We start from the raw sequence: 16,673 nt of genomic DNA, 5'->3' as shown, positions 1-16,673 counted from the left end.
TGGGCCTTCCCTGATTTCCCCCGGTGCTTCCCTTAGTCTTTGGTGGTGCTGGAGGGCTCTTTCTCGCTCAAGCTCAGTCCCCGGAAGCGGTTGAGTGCCGCCGCAACATCAACGAGGCGTGGGCGGGCAAGGCGTCCTGGCAGGGCGTGCGCCCCGAACTTTACGACGGCATCCAAACCTTCAGAGTTCAGTGTGCGTTCAAGGCGTGCCAAAAGATCACTCAGGGTACTTGTCCCATTCGCGTAGGAATAAAGCAGTCCGCGAAGCATCCACGCAATCGCCTCGGTCTGTCCGGGGTCCACAATCTGCTCGACATCGCCCAAGTCAAGGTTGATCTTGTCGATGGTGATTGAGGACAAACCTGCTGCCTTCGTCTTTGGCCGATCGGAGGAATGCAAGCGCGCAGGGGCGCATCGCGCTAAAGGAGCGTCCATCGTCAGGTTCTGATGTACGCGAGGAAGATCTTTGATGACTTGACGGGCCCGATCACTCACGTCTAGGCAGCGGTAGTGGTCCATCATCAAGACCCGATCCGCCTGATCGAGATAATCTCCCGATCCGCCCATGACGAGGATCGTTGAGACACCCAGATCTTTGTGTAGAGAGGAAATTCGATCAACAAGCGGAGTGATCGGCTCCTTTTCGGCTTGGACCAACTCGCGCATACGGGCATCACGGATCATGAGATTCGTTGCGCTGGTGTCTTCGTCAATCAGTAGGAGCGTCGAACCCAATTGGATTGACTCGACTAAGGATGCAGCCTGCGATGTCGAACCTGAGGCATTCTCGGTGGAGAAATGCGTTGTGTCGGCATCCCCCGGAAGGTGAGTGATGAAGGATGAAACATCAACGCCAGTGACCGCCCGCCCGTCGGCGGCGCGTACCTTCATCGCATCCTCAAGGGTTGCGACATATTCGCGGCCGTCTCCCGGAATGTGTGCATAAACGCCGCGCTGAATCGCGCCCAAAAGTGTGGACTTACCGTGATACCCACCGCCGACAATCACCGTGACTCCCGGCTCGATTGCCATCCCGCGAAGGACACCCGCGTGGGGAAGCTCGACCTCGGCCTCGAGAGTGGCGGGGGAAGTAAAAGGAAGTGCACCCTCCATAGGGGACTGCGAGACTCCACTGCGGCGAGCAAGAACGGAACCATTAGCGACGAAGGAAACCCAGCCGCGATCGATCAGGATCTGCTGGAGCGCGCGATAATCCTCGTAAACCGCGATATGACGCAACAAGCCCTCGCGTTCGCGTTCAACTTCGGGGATATCGCTCAGGTAGTCAAAAGTATCCTGGACCGCGTCCGGAACGTCGAGGTCGAAAATCTGTGCGGCGCGGTGGCCAAGGATTGTGCGGCCTCGTGCGGGCATGCGGACTTCGAAACGCAATTCAACGCGGTCGGGCTTGACGGTGCAGGCACTGCGATCAAGAATCTCGACGCTGGGGGACATGACCTGAATGTCATGAAGGCGCCGCTCACGCAGGGAAAGGTTGAAAGCACGGAGTAGGTAATCAGCACACGCTGCCCGAGCATCGGGCGAGGCGATTGCGGCCTGCGGAAGCCCCATTTCCTGCGGGGTGGAAATGGCACGTACCTTCGAGGGAGGAGCGTAGGGATCGGCCTGAATTCGGTCGATTGAGAGCGAGAAACTGCCGAAATCCCACATTCCAACGATGGACTTGTAAGCCGGATATGAACGTCCATCAAGTTTGTGAAGCGTGCGGATGAGCTCTTCATCGCTGCCGGTGTGCTTGCGGAACTCAGCGGTAGAACTCTGGCCGGAAATACGCTGTGCGCGCTCTGGATTGGTCGAGGTGCTCATGAGTTCAGCCGATCGCGTGCGAGATCGTGATGATCGCGTAAATGATGAGGAAAACTACCAGGCAAGAGTGAATGATTGTGCCTGCGATGCCCAGAGAACGGGCCATGAGGGCCTTCTGATAGGAACTTTCGGGAAGAGACGCCGAGCGAGCGTTCTTGATCGCGGAAGCACTCCATGCCCATGCCGGAATCGAGCCGAAAAGGCCGATGAGGAACAGGCCCAGAAGAGCAAGAACCAGTGGGCCGGTGCTGGGGACATTGCGTGCCTCCAGCGTCGGTGTGGTCGGCGTGTAGGTGAATTGAGGTGCGCCGAACTGGGGCTGGGGGGCTGTTTGGGGTTGCTGGGGTGCAACGGGAGTTGGCGCTGGCATTGCCGAGGCTGGGGCTGGCATTGCCGGAGACGGTGCTGGCACTTGCGGTACCTGTGCGGATTCCGCGTATCCCGGAGCGTTCATTGGGACGGGGGCTGTGAATGGTCCGGAGTTTTGCGGATCAGGTTGCGTCATGCCTCCATCATAGGCAATGGCTTGAGGTACGGGCGCGTTCCAAGCATCCTCTAAGCTTGCTCCACATGAAGTCGGTGTTTGTCACAGGTTATGCCCTGTGTCTTTTCCCGACTTCGTGTGACTTTCCGAGGCGGTGCGCGCCCTTCCTGTGACTTTCCGAGGCCGCGCCCGCGTACCCAGTGTGTCATCCCGCACCCGCAGGCACACACCAGCACAAATACAATGCGGGGGCCGGTTTCCCGACCCCCGCTTTACCCGCTATACGGACCTGACGTCACAGCATGCAGGACACGCAGCCCGAAACTTCGGTGCCTTCCAGTGCCATCTGGCGCAGTCGCATGTAGTACAGGGTCTTGATGCCCTTCCTCCACGCGTAGATGTAGGACTTGTTGAGGTCACGCGTGGTTACCGTATCGGGGTAGAACAGCGTGAGCGACAGGCCCTGATCGACGTGCTGGGTCGCCACCGCGTAGGTGTCGATGATCTTCTCGGGGCCGATTTCGTACGCATCCTGGTAGTACTCCAGGTTTTCGTTCGTCATGTAGGGCGCCGGGTAGTAGACGCGACCGATCTTGCCTTCCTTGCGGATTTCGATGCGCGAGACGATCGGGTGAATCGACGAGGTCGAGCCGTTGATGTACGAGATCGAACCGGTCGGCGGGACCGCCTGCAGGTTCTGGTTGTACATACCGTACTGGGCGACGTCGGCCGCCAGAGCCGCCCAATCCTCCTGCGTGGGCAGGTGGATTGTCGAGGCCGCAAGAAGTTCGCGGCAGCGCTCAGTTTGGGGCTCCCACACCTGGTCGATGTACTTGCGGAAGTACTCGCCCGAGGCGTACTGGGAATCCTCGAAACCTTCGAAACTCACGCCGCGCTCGCGGGCGATTGTGCACGAGGCCTTGATGGCCTCGTAGGCAACGGCCATGAAGTACATATTCGTGAAGTCCAGGGCTTCTTCGCTGCCGTAGTAGACGTGCTCGCGGGCGAGGTAGCCGTGGAGGTTCATCTGGCCAAGGCCGATGGCGTGGCTCATGGCGTTACCACGGGCAATCGAAGGCACCGACTGGATATCCGACAGGTCGGAGACGGCGGTCAGGCCGCGGATTGCGGTCTCGATGGTCTTGGAGAAGTCCGGGGAATCCATGGTTTTCGCGATGTTGAGCGAGCCAAGGTTGCAGGAGATGTCCTTACCAATATGCGAGTAAGAGAGGTCATCGTTGTAGGTCGAGGCCTCGGACACCTGGAGGATCTCCGAGCACAGGTTCGACATGGTGATGCGGCCCTTGATGGGGTTCGCAGCGTTGACCGTGTCTTCGAAGACGATGTAGGGGTAGCCGGACTCGAACTGGATTTCAGCGATGGTCTGGAAGAAGCGACGTGCGTTGATCTTCTTCTTGTGGATACGGCCATCGTCAACCATCTCGTGGTACTTCTCGGTGACCGAGATTTCCGAGAAGGGCACACCGTAGACGCGCTCGACGTCGTAGGGGCTGAAGAGGTACATGTCCTCGTTCTTACGGGCCAACTCGAAGGTAATGTCGGGGATGACCACACCCAAGGAGAGGGTCTTAATACGGATCTTCTCGTCCGCGTTCTCACGCTTGGTGTCCAGGAACTGCATGATGTCCGGGTGGTGTGCGTGCAGGTAGACGGCACCCGCGCCCTGACGTGCACCCAGCTGGTTCGCGTAGGAGAAGGAGTCCTCGAGAAGCTTCATAACGGGAACCACGCCACTGGACTGGTTCTGAATCTTCTTGATCGGGGCGCCGGCCTCGCGAAGGTTGGTGAGCTGCAGGGCCACGCCGCCGCCGCGCTTGGACAGCTGCAGAGCGGAGTTAATGCCGCGGGCGATGGACTCCATGTTGTCTTCGATGCGCAGAAGGAAGCAGGAAACGAGCTCGCCTCGCGCGGCCTTGCCGGCGTTGAGGAAGGTCGGGGTCGCGGGCTGGAAGCGTCCGGTCATCATCTCGTCGACCAGGTGGCGCGCCATCTCGATGTTTCCCTGTGCCAGGTAGAGCGCGACCATGACGACGCGGTCTTCGAAGCGCTCTAGGTAGCGGGTTCCGTCGAAGGTCTTGAGCGTGTACGAGGTGTAGTACTTGAAGGCGCCCAGGAAGGTGGGGAATCGGAACTTGTGAGCGTAGGCCTGCTTGTGAAGGTCCTTAATATCCTGGAATTCGTATTGGTCCAGGACGTGCTTCTCGTAGTAGCCCTGTTCGACCAGGTATTCCATCTTCTCTTCCAGGTCGTGGAAGAACACGGTGTTCTGGTTGACGTGCTGGAGGAAGTACTGACGTGCTGCCTGTCGATCGGCCTCGAATTGGATCTTGCCGTCGGCGTCGTAGAGGTTCAGTTGCGCGTTGAGCGCGTGGTAATCCAGCTCGGGGGAGGGGGCTGGTTCTACTCCTGTGTCAGTGAGGTTTTCTGCCAAAACTCGCTCAATCCTTCGCGAACTCGTGAGACGTCTTCGGCAGTGCCGAGGAGCTCAAATTTGTACATGTGGGGGATATGTAATTTTGCGGAGATGATGTCTCCGGCCAGGCAGTAGGCCGTGCCGAAGTTGGTGTTCCCAGAAGAGATCACTCCGCGGCAGAGGCCACGGTTGTGTTCATCGTTGAGGAACTTGATGACTTGTTTGGGGACTGCTCCCTTGACGTTGCCTCCGCCGTAGGTAGGAACGATGAGGACGTAGGGTTGATCGACGTGAAGGAATCCGTCGCGGGGGAGAAGTGGGATTCGCTGTGCTGGGAATCCGAGTTTTTCCACGAAACGGCGGGTATTGCCCGTCGCCGACGAGAAGTAGACGACGTTGACCATGTGGTCTTTTCCTTTCACGAGGCCGCCCCTGGGCAGGGAGCAAAAAGTGACCCGGTCCCCCGGTTTGCTTGGGGGACCGGGTGGGTTGCTTTTAGGCGTTAACGACGCGTGCCGTTCCCATTGCCGAGGCCTGTGCTGCGGCCTTGATGAGGTCGGGGCGGTAGCCGCTCCAGTGGTCTTCGCCGGCGATGACGACGGGAGCTTGCTGGTAGCCCAGGCCCTTAATGAACTCGAGTGCCGAGGGGTCTTCGGTGAGGTCGACCTTCGTGTAGTCCAGTCCCTGCTTGTCGAGTGCGCGGTAGGTCGCGTCGCACTGGACACACATGGGCTTGGAGTAGACGGTGATAGACATGGCCGGACCTTTCAATGTCGTGTGTTGATGTGTGTTTTCTCCGCTGTTTACCCGGGGGAGCGGAACATGCGACAACACTACACCTTGTGTGTGCTTTCGTCACGAGACCCAATATGTTGTGTCTAACTGTGTTCCTAACCCTAGATGTGGATGGATGGTTGGTCCCCTGTGGATGGGGTGTGGATGAGGATGGCTTACATCGGTGTAATTTGAGGAAATTGTGCCCGAGGGGGCCTGTGGATAGAGCTCTTCGATTTCTCCACAGAGTGGGTTGAGGTTGTGGGTAAGCGCACGAAAAATTCGAAAAATTTCGTGCCCATGTCGGCGTGTCGCACGTAGTGCTAGCTCGGTAGCACAGTTGATGGGTCATCTCCCGTTCTTATGGGGGGCATGTGCTCCAGTGTTCCCCAGGTTGCGCGGTTGACGGATAGAGAAGTTGTGTCAGCAAAGCTCAAATGAGTGGAAGATGCGCGATTTCTGAATAAAAAATGCGTAAATACTGGGAGTTGTGAGCTAGATCACGATATCCCAGAAATGAGTCTTCTGAAATGTGTAGCAATTTCGCATATATGCAGGTCGGAAGATGTTTATTTGGGTGGATTTATTGAAATTTTATGGCCAATTCTGCCATGTTCGCGATAGTTAGCTGAGAGTCGCCTGTACGATTCAATTGTAAATCGAGCGGGTATTACATACCCTCAAATCGTTCCTATCCCAATAGGCGGTAGATGACACACATATTTGTTGTCGCACGCGTAGTCGACGACGCGTTGTCGGAAAACTGTCAGCTATCCCATGACATGAGGAGCACCTCCAGCATGACGAATGCGAAAAGCTCAGCTACATCGAAACGCAGGTCTGTATCGACGCGCTTCGTGGCGGCCTTTGCTGTAACAGCAACCGCCGGTAGCGCACTTGTCGGAAGCTTCGTTGCTCCTCAGCCTGCGTATGCGGCACAGGAAGCTGCGGCGGGCAAGATCGATGTCGGCATGGTCGACGCGATCATGGGTGAGGGTCATACTCGCGAAACCCCGACCGGCTCTGACCTGAATGACAGCATCCGCTACGGTGTTGTCGTTGGCATGACCGAAAATCGGCTTCGCAGTAGCAATCAGAAGCTAACTACCTGGCTCGGCGGCGAAACCGCTAAGAATAAGGACGCGTGGACCTACATTGCCCGAGGTACGCCGTGGAAGTGGGATAACCAGACCGCTGACTGGGGTGACTCTGCAGCCAGTAAAAAGTGGATGCAGGATCACTACAATCAATGGGCTGCTGACAACACGAAGATCTGGGTGAATGGACAGAGTGCCATTGGCTTCAAGCCGAATAACCCTGGCAAGGTTGAACCGGGTCAAACCTTCCTTCTTGGCGCGATCCGCCACAATAACCTGCCCATTGGACAGGCGGCTGCCCCAGGCGGTCTTGGCCAGCCTTACTTCGTCTCGAGCCTGAACCTGAAGTTCACGGGACTGATTCCTGGGGACGAGGGCGAAGCATTCCCCTTTATCAACCACGAGACCTTCAACACCCTGGCCTCGACGATCATCTACCGCAAGGGCGGCGCCTACGTAAAGACGGCTGGCGTGCCGGGGACAGGCACTTGCTCTACCGACTTTGGTATTAACGGCTGGGATGCTACGCAGCGCATTGGTGGAAAACTGCCTCGTGACTACGTGCTGTCTGGTGACACTTACGGTCGTCCGGGTTACACGCCTTCTGGCGATTTCATTGGTCCCGCCTACGAGCCGAACCCGGTCAACGCGGCCGACCGCTCGCAGGGTTACACAAACCTGCCCGAATCCCGTTCGGGACGCATGTACTGCGTCAAGTACGTGGGTGAAGGTAACGGTGACTACGACCTCTACAGCCAGTACTACAACGGCGGTGCAGAGCAGCCTCACAATCAGCTGACGAAGGAAGAAACCAAGCCTCGCTATTGGCCCGGCGCAAAGGGTAACGTCAACGAGAACCCCTACGTCTCCGACACTGTCAAGCTGGAGAAGACCGTCTCGGACAAGACCTTCACGAAGAACGGACGCACTTATCGTCTTCACTTGTGGGGCTTTGTCCCCGCGACGAACGCGACCAACTTCTTGACCCCGGAGAACTTCAACTCCATCCCGACCGCTAACTGCCCGACGACTGTCCCGTCGGACGCCAAGCGTACTGACTACTTCGTGACGCAGGAACTCTCGGTCAACTACGCCTGCCTCTACGGTGTCATCACCGAAGAGCGCTCCGTGCGCATTGTGAAGTCCGTCGAGGATCCTTCGGGTGCCAACCCTGCGATCCCTGCCGCTACCTTCACAGCAACTACGGGCTCTACCTGGGCGGATAACACGAGCCGTACCCCGGCGACCACCGGCACCGTGTCAGTCACGAAGCCCACGGCCTCCTCCGCTCCGGCCCGCGGTACCTACATGTCCGCAAGCAACTCGCTTGCAACGCTGACCCCCACGGGATTTGGTGAGGCCAACGCGAAGTACGATTCGACCTTCATCCCCTTCGAGGTCGGTAACTCCGACTTCACCATCGAAGAGAAGGAAATCTCGACCGGTGGGGACGATAAGTGGAACCTCAAGGACGTGAAGTGCGTCAACGGCATCGGTGAAGACGTCGCCGTGACCAAGACCGAGCACGGCGTTAACTTCAAGAACGTCGGCGGCGCAGCGTCCAACGAGGCAGCCCCCATCACCTGTACCTTCGTCAACGAATACCAGGCTCCCAAGCTGCGTGTTGAAAAGTCCATCGAGAACAACGGCGGCGCCACCGGTGCAACCAACTTCACCGTGGACTACAAGATCCTCGCTACCAACGACGGCTCGCTGGCCGCCAACACCGGCAAGCTCACAGATAAGCCCGAATTTGCCAAGGGCCTTGAGATTCAGTCCGCAAAGATCGCTGAAACCCAAGCAGGTTTGGACACTGCCTCCGATGCAGCTGCAACGAATGGCGTGTACACCCTGACGAACGGCGTCGAACTGGCTCCCAATGCCTCAAAGGAATTCTGGATCCGCTTCACGGTGACGCGTAATACTGCCGCGGCTGGATACTCGGAAGAGAACCTCGCCTGCCGAGCTGACTCAACTGGTATCCCGAAGGCCGGCTACGGCCTCTTCAACCAGGTCTACGCTGAAAACGGCAAGGACTGGGATGGCACCGAGAACAACAAGGCCTGTGGCCCGACCGTTCCGCACGACTTCGTCGTGGTGAAGGCCGGCACGCAGAACACAGGTAAGACCTTCATGGATCCTTCGAACCAGTACACCGGTCCCAAGGGAGTCAAGATGTACCCCCTGTCGGGCGCTGAGTTCGCAATCTACAATGCCAACCCGAATACTGACGCCAACGCCACCGTGGTCAAGACCCTGACCCAGGCGAATGCAACCGATGGCTACTACTGGTCCGTCAACGACCTGGAACTTGGCCGCGTCTACTGGCTGGTTGAGACCAAGGCCCCCGCAGGGCACTCGCTCCTTCCCAGGCCCATCACCTTCACGCTGGACGCCGCTCAGACCGATGGCACCGGCACCAAGGTCGAGCTCGGAGACGAAGTGGAAAACACGGCCAAGTGGGCCAAGGGCGCAGTTCAGGCCTTCTCTTCGATCTCCGGCAGCCTGCCCGGTCCCAAGGGCTTCCTGGTTGGAAATGCACGCAAGGCCACCCTCCTCGTGAAAGACACCGAGGTAGGACATCTGCCCGTATCGGGCAGCTTCGGAATCTACCCGTACATCGGCGTCGCAGTGGCGCTTATGGGCGGGGCGATGGTGATCTCGCTGGTCACCATGAAACAGCGTCGGAAGGCAGATAAATTTGCCTAAGACACTGACCCTGTAAATGACTAGTTCAATCACCATCACTTGATCTGTTTAAAGATCCCGTACAACAGGAGAACACAAAAATGACAACTCTTAAGACCCGTCGAGGCGTCAGCCTCCTCGCCGTCATCGCGGTTGCCGCCGGCGCCGCAGCGGTTCCGGGTATTGCTACGGCAGCCCCCTCCGCATCGGCATTCGGTGTCGTTGCCACCGCTGAGCGTCTTCCCTCACTGGTTGACCTGGATACCAGCAAGACCGGCTCCATCACCATCCACAAGCTGGTCAAGGATGCCACCAACGGCACCACCGAAGGCACTGGCCTCGAGGACAACACCGTCAGCGGCACCCCGCTTGACGGCGCAAAGTTCACCGTTGAGCGCCTGACCAACGTCGACCTGACCACTCAGGCTGGCTGGGAGAAGCTTGTTGGCTTCAATGGTGACGTTACTGCCGCTAAGGCAGACGGTGTCGATGCAGCAGTTGAAAAGACCACCGCTGGCGGCGGTCTGGCCACCTTCTCCAACCTGCCCCTGGGCGCCTACGTCGTGACCGAGACCGAAACCCCCGCGGGCTACGTCGGCTCCAAGCCCTTCATCATCACCGTTCCGATGACGAACCCGAAGGACCTGAACAAGTGGGTCTACGACGTTCACGCATACCCGAAGAACTCCAAGGCTGGCGTCGAGAAGACCGTTGCCGATGTGGCGACTCCCGCCATCGGATCTGCGATCTCCTACACCATCAAGTCCGACGTTCCTGCAGTTGAGGCTCTCGACTTCTACGACGTCGTCGACCAGTACGACAAGCGCGTGGAACTGCCCGAAGCTGGCATCACCCTGAAGCTCATCAACGGCAAGACCGGTGAGGTTGCTCTGACCAAGGGCACCGATTACAAGCTGATTGGCGCCACTGGCACCGACGGCAAGACCATGTTCTGGACCGCTGAGTTTACCGAGGCCGGCCGCAAGAAGATCGTCGAAAACCGCAAGGACGACACCACCAAGGTTCAGATGGACCTGGCTGGCACCGTTAAGGACAAGGTTGAATCCGACGGCCTCTTCAAGAACAAGGCAATCCTGCTCCCCAACGAGCCCTCCAACGGTTGGAAGCCCAACTCGGGTGAGGTTCCCCCGCCGGATTACCCGAACTCCGAGGTTGTCTCCAAGTTCGGCAAGGTGAAGATCACCAAGGTCTCCGCAGCAGATACGAGCGCGAAGCTTAAGGGTGCAGAGTTCGAGGTGTACCAGTGCACGCCTCAGAGCACTCCCACCAAGAACTTCGACTCGGTTGACGCAACCCTGGACAAGAAGCTGAGCCCCGCTGGCGTCACCACCTACGTGACCGACGCAAACGGCGAGGTCACCATCGATGGCCTGCGCAACAACGACTGGGCCAACAACGCCAAGGTCACCAACCCCGGTTGGTACTGCCTCGTTGAGACCAAGGCTCCCGAAGGCTTCGAGCTCCAGACTCGCCCGATTGCCTTCCAGGTCCTCGAGACCAACTCGACCGCTGCTAACCAGTACACCCTGGAGACCACGGTCAAGGATGCTCCTCACAATGGTGGATTCCGCCTGCCCGTCACCGGTGCTGCCGGTGTGGGCGTGCTGATCGCAGCTGGCTCCGCACTTGTTGCTGGCGCTGGCGCAATCACCATTGCGAACAAGCGTCGCAAGGAAAACGACTGATCTCTCAGTGAGATTTAGCTGGGTGCGGGAAGACCCGTCGGTCTTCCCGCACCCGTTTCTATACAATCAACGCAACCCCCCGTTATCCCCATTTAAAAGGCGACTCATGAGCGAGAACGAGATCCACGCAGACGACAGCCTCTCAAGTACCCAGGTTCACGAAGAGATACCTGAAACTGCGGAAGAACGTGATCAACGCATTCGCAAGGCTGGGCGCCGCCGTCGCCTCTTCACGATCCTTCCGCCCGTTCTGCTGGTGCTGGGGATTCTGGTTCTGCTTTACCCCGTTATCGCGACCTATCAGAACAACCTCGAACAACAGCGCATTGCCAAGGCCTTCAGTGCCGAACAAACCAACCTTGGCCCCGATGTGCTGAAAGACGAACTTGCCCGCGCTGATGAATACAACCGTAAAGCCGCTGAAGCCCCTATTCTGGACCCCTGGTTGGAATCGCAGCGCCCCAATACTCCTCAGTACAGCGACTATCTTTCGCAGCTCGATGTCAACCCCGTGATGGCAACCGTTAAGGTCCCTTCGGCCGATATCAGCCTTCCGATCTATCACGGCACCGAAACCTCAACTCTTGAAAAAGGCGTTGGACACCTCTTTGGAACTGCGCTTCCCGTTGGTGGCGAAGGAACTCATACGGTTCTTACCGGCCACTCCGGACTGGGCAGTGCAACTATGTTCGACCACCTCAACCGCGTTAAAGTCGGCGACGTCTTCTACATTGAAGTCCTGGACCGTCACCTCAAATATAAGGTCACCGATATCCGGACTGTTCTTCCGAATGAAACAGAAAGCCTGAACAAGGTTGCCGGAAAAGACCTTGCAACCCTGATTACCTGTACGCCCTACGGCATCAATACCCACCGACTGCTCGTCACTGGTGAGCGCGTTCCCATGGATGATCAGCAGGTTGCTGCAGAATCAGCAAAGGTTGAACCCGCAGTCATCCAGACCTGGATGATCGCCGTTGTCGTCGGCATTATTGCCGTGCTCATTGCGACCGCAGTCCTATGGGGCTTTGCCCGCAAGAACCGCAAGAAGCGTGAGGCTGAGGAAGCTGCAGCAGCGGGGGTATCCGCAGCGAGCGAAAACGGCGAAAACGCGTAGATCAACACTCCACAACGTTGACGGCCAGGCCGCCCGCTGAGGTCTCCTTGTACTTCGAGAGCATGTCGTTTCCCGTCTGACGCATTGTCTCGATCGCGACATCCAAGGACACGGTGTGGCGGCCATCGCCCCACAGGGCCATGCGAGCAGCGTTAATTGCCTTAACAGCAGCAATCGCATTGCGTTCGATGCAGGGGATCTGAACAAGGCCTCCAACGGGATCGCAGGTCAATCCCAGAGAATGCTCCATGGCGATCTCAGCGGCGTTCTCTACCTGCTGTGGGGTGCCGCCCAGAGCCTGAGCAAGCCCCGCAGCCGCCATTGCCGAGGCCGAACCGACCTCTCCCTGGCAGCCAACCTCAGCGCCGGCAATCGACGCGTTTGTCTTGATCAAAGCGCCAATCGCAGTTGCAGCCAGCAAAAACTCGTGAATTGATGCGCGACGGCAACAGGCGGACTCTGAGGACTCGTCCAGAGGAAGTTCTGAAATCCCAGCCAAATTTGAGGGGGAGAAGTCGGGGAAACTTGCTCCGGCCTCGGGACAAAAAGCAACGAGGTAGCCCAGCACCGCGGGAATTACGCCGGCAGCGCCATTGGTCGGTGCAGTGACGATTCTGTGGCCGGCGGCATTTTCTTCATTCACTGCCAGTGCGTAGAGGTTGACCCAATCCATGGCACGCAGGGGATCTTGCATGACCCCGGCCCAGCCTCGGCGTTCACCGGCTGAAAAAGCCTTCTCAGCACGCACGCGCAATTGGGCCGCCAAGGCGTTCGCGCGGCGAGGAACATCCAGTCCGCCGGGTAAAATACCGGTGGAGGAAATCCCCGCCTCAATTGCGTGGAACATCGTGTGTGCGATCTGGTCAAGGTAGGCATCCAAGGCCACATCGGAACGCGCAGAAAGTTCGTTGGCGCGAACAACCTCGGCGATCGATAGGCCCGAGCGCGCGCATTGCGCCAAAAGCTGTGCGGCCGTCGAGAAAGGATAGGGCGCGGGGGTGCACATTCCCGTTGTCTCTTGAGCAGAGGCCAAAGAGGCAATCTCGGGGTGTTCGGGATCGTTATTCGTCTGGGCCATAACGAAGCCTCCGCCCACCGAATAGTAGGTGCGCTCAAGGACCAAGCTCTCGCCTGCGTAGGCGGTGATTGTGAGTGCGTTGACGTGGTAGCTCAGGACCGTGCGCGGAAGAAAACGGATATCGGACTCGATATCAAAAGGAATTTCCCGGCCCCCGGCGAAAGGAAGACGGCCACTGGAAGCAATCTGGGGAATCAGGCCCTCAACTGTTTCAATGGACACGGTTTCCGGGTCATAGCCCGCTAAACCCAGCAGCACTGCACGGTCCGTGTTGTGACCTCGCCCGGTTGCACCAAGGGAGCCAAAAAGGTCGATGGTTACGTGAGACAGATGCGAATAATCAGGAAGCGCACACAACTCGGTGGAGAAAGCAAGGCCCGCACGCATCGGACCGACCGTGTGCGATGAAGAGGGGCCAATGCCGATCGAAAACATATCGAAAGCGGAGAGCGGACGAGGGGCCTCGCTGGCAGGAACTTCACCGGCGACAATGGCTGCAGGTGTAGGGGTGCCTGCGCTGTACTGATCGGGAGAAGTGACATCAATCGACGGCTGAAGATCCATGCCTCTATTGTGCCTGAAAATAACTGGAGATGAACGACGTGATCACTCATTCGCTTCGCTGCAATGAAGCGGAGTTTTTAGCGAAAAGCCCATCAACGATGGTGTTCTACACAACGTGCGGCATCCGAGACTCGCTCGAGCACGCCATCTAAATCCCGATAAACTGGGTTTCATGAGTGAACGCATGAATGTTGAGTCCTTTAACCTCGACCACCGCACTGTCCTTGCTCCTTACGTCCGCGTCGCAGATCGGAAGACTCTTCCCGGCGGCGACGTCCTGATCAAGTACGACGTCCGTTTTACCCAGCCCAATAAGGCACACCTTGAGATGCCCACGGTTCACTCCATCGAGCACCTCAGCGCTGAACTGATGCGCAACCACACCGATAAGCTCATCGACTTCGGCCCCATGGGCTGCCAGACCGGCTTCTACGCCCTGCTCCTGGGCGTTGAGACTGAGGAATTCCTGCCCATCTTGCAGGCAACTTTCGAAGACATCCTCAATGCCACCGAAGTTCCTGCTGCAAACGAGGTTCAGTGTGGCTGGGGTGCAAACCACTCCCTGGAAGGCGCTCAAGAAGCCGTTCGCGAGTTCCTGAATCACCGCGACAAGTGGCTGGTTGTTACCCAGGATGACGCTGCGGCAGCCAAGTAATTATTCAGACCTGACGTCCCCCAGACACTTCTCAGAGAGGTACTCATGTCCCTGACCTTGACCCCTTCGCGTCAGCTTCCCGAGGTCGACGCCTTCATTCAGTGCGCCATGGTGATGGAGGCACAGCCCTTCCTGGATGCTCTTGCGCCTCTTCCCGGTTCTGACGCGGTTGAAACCCTTGTTGTGGGCGCCGACGGACATCACCAGCAGAGCTACGCCCTTGGCCAGCTCGAAGGTCACACCGTCGTCGTCATCACCTCGGGTGTTGGCATTGCGAATGCGGCAGCAGCAGTGGCCCGAGGCCTGACCCTGGCCACCCCGAAGATCGTCATCGCGGGTGGTACCGCGGGCGGTCTTGAGGGCGGAATCCAAGTGGGCGACATCGCGGGCGCGATCGCCACGATCTACAACGATGCCGACGCCACCGTCTTCGGCTACGAGCTCGGCCAGATTCCGCGTATGCCCGTCGACTACCACTCCTCGCAGCGGGCGATCGACGCGCTCGCTGGCCTCAACGATGCCCAGCCGCACCACGTGCGCACCGGCCGCATCGTCACCGGCGACTCCTTCGCCTCGGAAAAGGTCGTTGCCCGTATCCGCGCAGGCTTCCCCGATGCGCTGGCTGTTGACATGGAAACCTGTGGCATGGCCCAGGTGTGCTGGTCCAACGGCGTGGATTGGATCTGCCTGCGTGCGATCTCGGATCTAACGGGAGAAGGTGCTGACGAGGACTTCCACATGAACGGTGAGAAGGCCGCATACCACTCCTTCGAGGCCATTTGCGCCTACCTCTCACTTTTCTGCAAGTGAGCTGATCCCGTGTCCTATCGCGTCCTTATGGTGTGTACCGGCAATATCTGCCGCTCGGTCATGGCCGAAGAAATCCTGCGTGAAGCCGTTGAACAGCGCGGGCTTGATGTTGTTGTTGATTCGGCCGGGATCAGCGATGAGGAACATGGACACGGGATCGACTCTCGCGCTGCCCGAGCACTGCGAGAGGGAGGGTACCGCGTGCCCTCGCATCGAGCACGCCAAGTCGAGGCGGGGGAGCTTCAACGTTGGGACTTGATTCTTGCGATGACCTCCTCACATCTTCGCGCCCTCGAAGGGCTTGCAGGCGGACCTGATCCGAAGATTCGCATGTTCCGTGAATTCGAAGTGAGTGGGGGAGATGCTAGCCACCGGCGTGACCTCGATGTTCCCGACCCCTGGTACGGAGATTATTCTGATTTCGAGGCCACTCGTGAGACCATTGAGAACTGCACTCCAGCCATCATTGAGTACATCATGAGGAGCACAACTCGGTGACGAAACGAAACAAGCGCATAGGCGCGCTTGTCGCACTTTGCGTAGCGGCGGCCTCGGCGATCGGGATAGCCGGCTGTACGGACACAACGCCGCAAGAGCAGCCGCAAGAAACAGCCTCTGAGGCGCCTCGCGGGATTCCTTTGGACTACTCGGGTTTTGACCCGGAGAACATCATGTCTGATGCCGTGCTGGATGACTCGAGCGCCATGAATGATGAGCAGATCGCTGCTTTTATCAACGAAAAAGGGGAGGGCTGCCGCGCGGGACGGGTGAACGACCAGGATGTTCCGTGTTTGAAGGACTTCAGAGCCGTCACCGAGACTTTTCCCGCTGACGAATATTGCCAATGGGGATACCAGGGCGGCGAAGAAGAAACCGCCGCGCAAATTATTGGCCAGTCAGCACGTTCATGCGGAGTGAACCCGAAAGTTTTGTTGGTGACGCTGCAAAAAGAGCAGGGACTGATCTACGCATCGGGTGGAATGTTTCAGTGGTTCAGCTATCCCAGCGCGATGGGATATGCCTGCCCGGATAACTCGACCTGCGACCCGGATTATGCCGGTTTTCAGCGGCAGGTTTATTACGCCGCGCGCCAGTTTGCGATCTATCGAGTGAAGCCTGAGCGTTTCCGTTTCCGTGCGGGAGAAAGGGTCGAGGCCCGCTACGGTCCCGCCGAAGAATGCACGTCCGTTGAGATCACTCCGGCTAATCGTGCAACCGCCAGTTTCTATAACTACACGCCCTATGTTCCCAACCAGGGGGCGCTTGCGGGGCATGGGAATGATTGCTCGGTTTATGGCAATGCGAATGTTTATGGTTATATGCGCGCCTGGTTTGCTCAATAATGTTGAAATCCGGTCAAATATAGGTGGTCATGGTATACACTGAGCGCGCTGGATACGCCCGTGTCCAGGTAACGAAGAAGTTGCCAAGGGGTGCGCG

At 58.1% G+C, this 16,673-nt stretch carries 13 protein-coding genes; 7 read left to right on the top strand and 6 right to left on the bottom strand.

Annotated elements, in window-relative coordinates; all coding sequences use genetic code 11:
* Positions 1-32 precede the first annotated feature (32 nt).
* The 5 genes from HGAS_RS04180 to nrdH all read right to left on the bottom strand — a co-directional run bounded on the left by HGAS_RS04180 (position 33) and on the right by nrdH (position 5,500).
* Positions 33-1,826: an ABC-ATPase domain-containing protein gene (locus HGAS_RS04180; protein WP_019126615.1), complete on the bottom strand. Its 1,794-nt coding sequence runs from the start codon at positions 1,824-1,826 to the stop codon at positions 33-35.
* Between the two features lie 4 nt (positions 1,827-1,830).
* Positions 1,831-2,331 carry a hypothetical protein gene (locus HGAS_RS08835; protein ID WP_026066624.1) on the bottom strand — a complete coding sequence of 167 codons (501 nt, stop codon included), beginning with the start codon at positions 2,329-2,331 and terminating at the stop codon, positions 1,831-1,833.
* Positions 2,332-2,605: 274 nt separating this feature from the next.
* A complete protein-coding gene (gene nrdE, locus HGAS_RS04170) occupies positions 2,606-4,762 on the bottom strand; it encodes a class 1b ribonucleoside-diphosphate reductase subunit alpha (protein ID WP_019126614.1) in 2,157 nt (718 codons plus the stop codon).
* A complete protein-coding gene (gene nrdI / locus HGAS_RS04165) occupies positions 4,732-5,148 on the bottom strand; it encodes a class Ib ribonucleoside-diphosphate reductase assembly flavoprotein NrdI (RefSeq protein ID WP_019126613.1) in 417 nt (138 codons plus the stop codon). The genes nrdE and nrdI overlap by 31 nt, the downstream gene beginning before the upstream one ends.
* A gap of 91 nt (positions 5,149-5,239) precedes the next feature.
* Positions 5,240-5,500 (bottom strand): glutaredoxin-like protein NrdH, encoded by a 261-nt coding sequence (nrdH, locus tag HGAS_RS04160; protein ID WP_009407829.1) that lies wholly within the window; start codon positions 5,498-5,500, stop codon positions 5,240-5,242.
* An 818-nt stretch (positions 5,501-6,318) separates the two neighbouring features.
* Between nrdH and HGAS_RS04155 the strand changes: the two genes are divergently transcribed.
* The 3 genes from HGAS_RS04155 to HGAS_RS04145 all read left to right on the top strand — a co-directional run bounded on the left by HGAS_RS04155 (position 6,319) and on the right by HGAS_RS04145 (position 12,126).
* Positions 6,319-9,324 carry a prealbumin-like fold domain-containing protein gene (locus tag HGAS_RS04155; protein ID WP_019126612.1) on the top strand — a complete coding sequence of 1,002 codons (3,006 nt, stop codon included), beginning with the start codon at positions 6,319-6,321 and terminating at the stop codon, positions 9,322-9,324.
* Positions 9,325-9,404: 80 nt separating this feature from the next.
* A complete protein-coding gene (locus HGAS_RS04150; RefSeq protein WP_019126611.1) occupies positions 9,405-11,009 on the top strand; it encodes a SpaH/EbpB family LPXTG-anchored major pilin in 1,605 nt (534 codons plus the stop codon).
* Between the two features lie 106 nt (positions 11,010-11,115).
* The gene (locus HGAS_RS04145) at positions 11,116-12,126 is read left to right on the top strand and encodes a class C sortase (RefSeq protein ID WP_019126610.1); all 1,011 of its coding nucleotides are present in this window, start codon (positions 11,116-11,118) and stop codon (positions 12,124-12,126) included.
* A gap of 1 nt (position 12,127) precedes the next feature.
* On the opposite strand, the gene HGAS_RS04140 is transcribed toward HGAS_RS04145, so the two are convergent.
* Positions 12,128-13,768, bottom strand: a complete 1,641-nt coding sequence (locus HGAS_RS04140; RefSeq protein WP_019126609.1) for an L-serine ammonia-lyase, iron-sulfur-dependent, subunit alpha — start codon at positions 13,766-13,768, stop codon at positions 12,128-12,130.
* Positions 13,769-13,940: 172 nt separating this feature from the next.
* Between HGAS_RS04140 and HGAS_RS04135 the strand changes: the two genes are divergently transcribed.
* From HGAS_RS04135 to HGAS_RS04120, 4 genes are read left to right on the top strand one after another with little or no spacing between them, the layout of a single operon-like run.
* Positions 13,941-14,423 (top strand): S-ribosylhomocysteine lyase, encoded by a 483-nt coding sequence (locus HGAS_RS04135; protein WP_009407833.1) that lies wholly within the window; start codon positions 13,941-13,943, stop codon positions 14,421-14,423.
* Between the two features lie 45 nt (positions 14,424-14,468).
* Positions 14,469-15,233, top strand: a complete 765-nt coding sequence (gene mtnN / locus HGAS_RS04130) for a 5'-methylthioadenosine/S-adenosylhomocysteine nucleosidase (RefSeq protein ID WP_009407834.1) — start codon at positions 14,469-14,471, stop codon at positions 15,231-15,233.
* Positions 15,234-15,260: 27 nt separating this feature from the next.
* A complete protein-coding gene (locus HGAS_RS04125) occupies positions 15,261-15,731 on the top strand; it encodes a low molecular weight protein-tyrosine-phosphatase (protein WP_034233905.1) in 471 nt (156 codons plus the stop codon).
* Positions 15,728-16,576 (top strand): hypothetical protein, encoded by an 849-nt coding sequence (locus HGAS_RS04120; protein WP_019126606.1) that lies wholly within the window; start codon positions 15,728-15,730, stop codon positions 16,574-16,576. Before HGAS_RS04125 ends, HGAS_RS04120 begins: the two co-directional genes overlap by 4 nt.
* Positions 16,577-16,673 lie beyond the last annotated feature (97 nt).

Source organism: Actinomyces sp. ph3 (assembly GCF_000308055.1).
Lineage (GTDB): Bacteria > Actinomycetota > Actinomycetes > Actinomycetales > Actinomycetaceae > Pauljensenia.
The sequence above is the reverse complement of the archived record's forward strand: the minus strand, read 5'-3'. Positions and strand labels throughout refer to the sequence as shown.

What these genes read in the sequence shown, in the direction of transcription:
- HGAS_RS04180 (WP_019126615.1), bottom strand. Translation starts at nt 1,826, where the DNA reads ATGAGCACCTCGACCAATCCAGAGCGCGCACAGCGTATTTCCGGCCAG.
- HGAS_RS08835 (WP_026066624.1), bottom strand. Translation starts at nt 2,331, where the DNA reads ATGACGCAACCTGATCCGCAAAACTCCGGACCATTCACAGCCCCCGTC.
- nrdI (WP_019126613.1), bottom strand. Translation starts at nt 5,148, where the DNA reads ATGGTCAACGTCGTCTACTTCTCGTCGGCGACGGGCAATACCCGCCGT.
- nrdH (WP_009407829.1), bottom strand. Translation starts at nt 5,500, where the DNA reads ATGTCTATCACCGTCTACTCCAAGCCCATGTGTGTCCAGTGCGACGCG.
- HGAS_RS04155 (WP_019126612.1), top strand. Translation starts at nt 6,319, where the DNA reads ATGACGAATGCGAAAAGCTCAGCTACATCGAAACGCAGGTCTGTATCG.
- HGAS_RS04150 (WP_019126611.1), top strand. Translation starts at nt 9,405, where the DNA reads ATGACAACTCTTAAGACCCGTCGAGGCGTCAGCCTCCTCGCCGTCATC.
- HGAS_RS04145 (WP_019126610.1), top strand. Translation starts at nt 11,116, where the DNA reads ATGAGCGAGAACGAGATCCACGCAGACGACAGCCTCTCAAGTACCCAG.
- HGAS_RS04140 (WP_019126609.1), bottom strand. Translation starts at nt 13,768, where the DNA reads ATGGATCTTCAGCCGTCGATTGATGTCACTTCTCCCGATCAGTACAGC.
- HGAS_RS04135 (WP_009407833.1), top strand. Translation starts at nt 13,941, where the DNA reads ATGAGTGAACGCATGAATGTTGAGTCCTTTAACCTCGACCACCGCACT.
- mtnN (WP_009407834.1), top strand. Translation starts at nt 14,469, where the DNA reads ATGTCCCTGACCTTGACCCCTTCGCGTCAGCTTCCCGAGGTCGACGCC.
- HGAS_RS04125 (WP_034233905.1), top strand. Translation starts at nt 15,261, where the DNA reads ATGGTGTGTACCGGCAATATCTGCCGCTCGGTCATGGCCGAAGAAATC.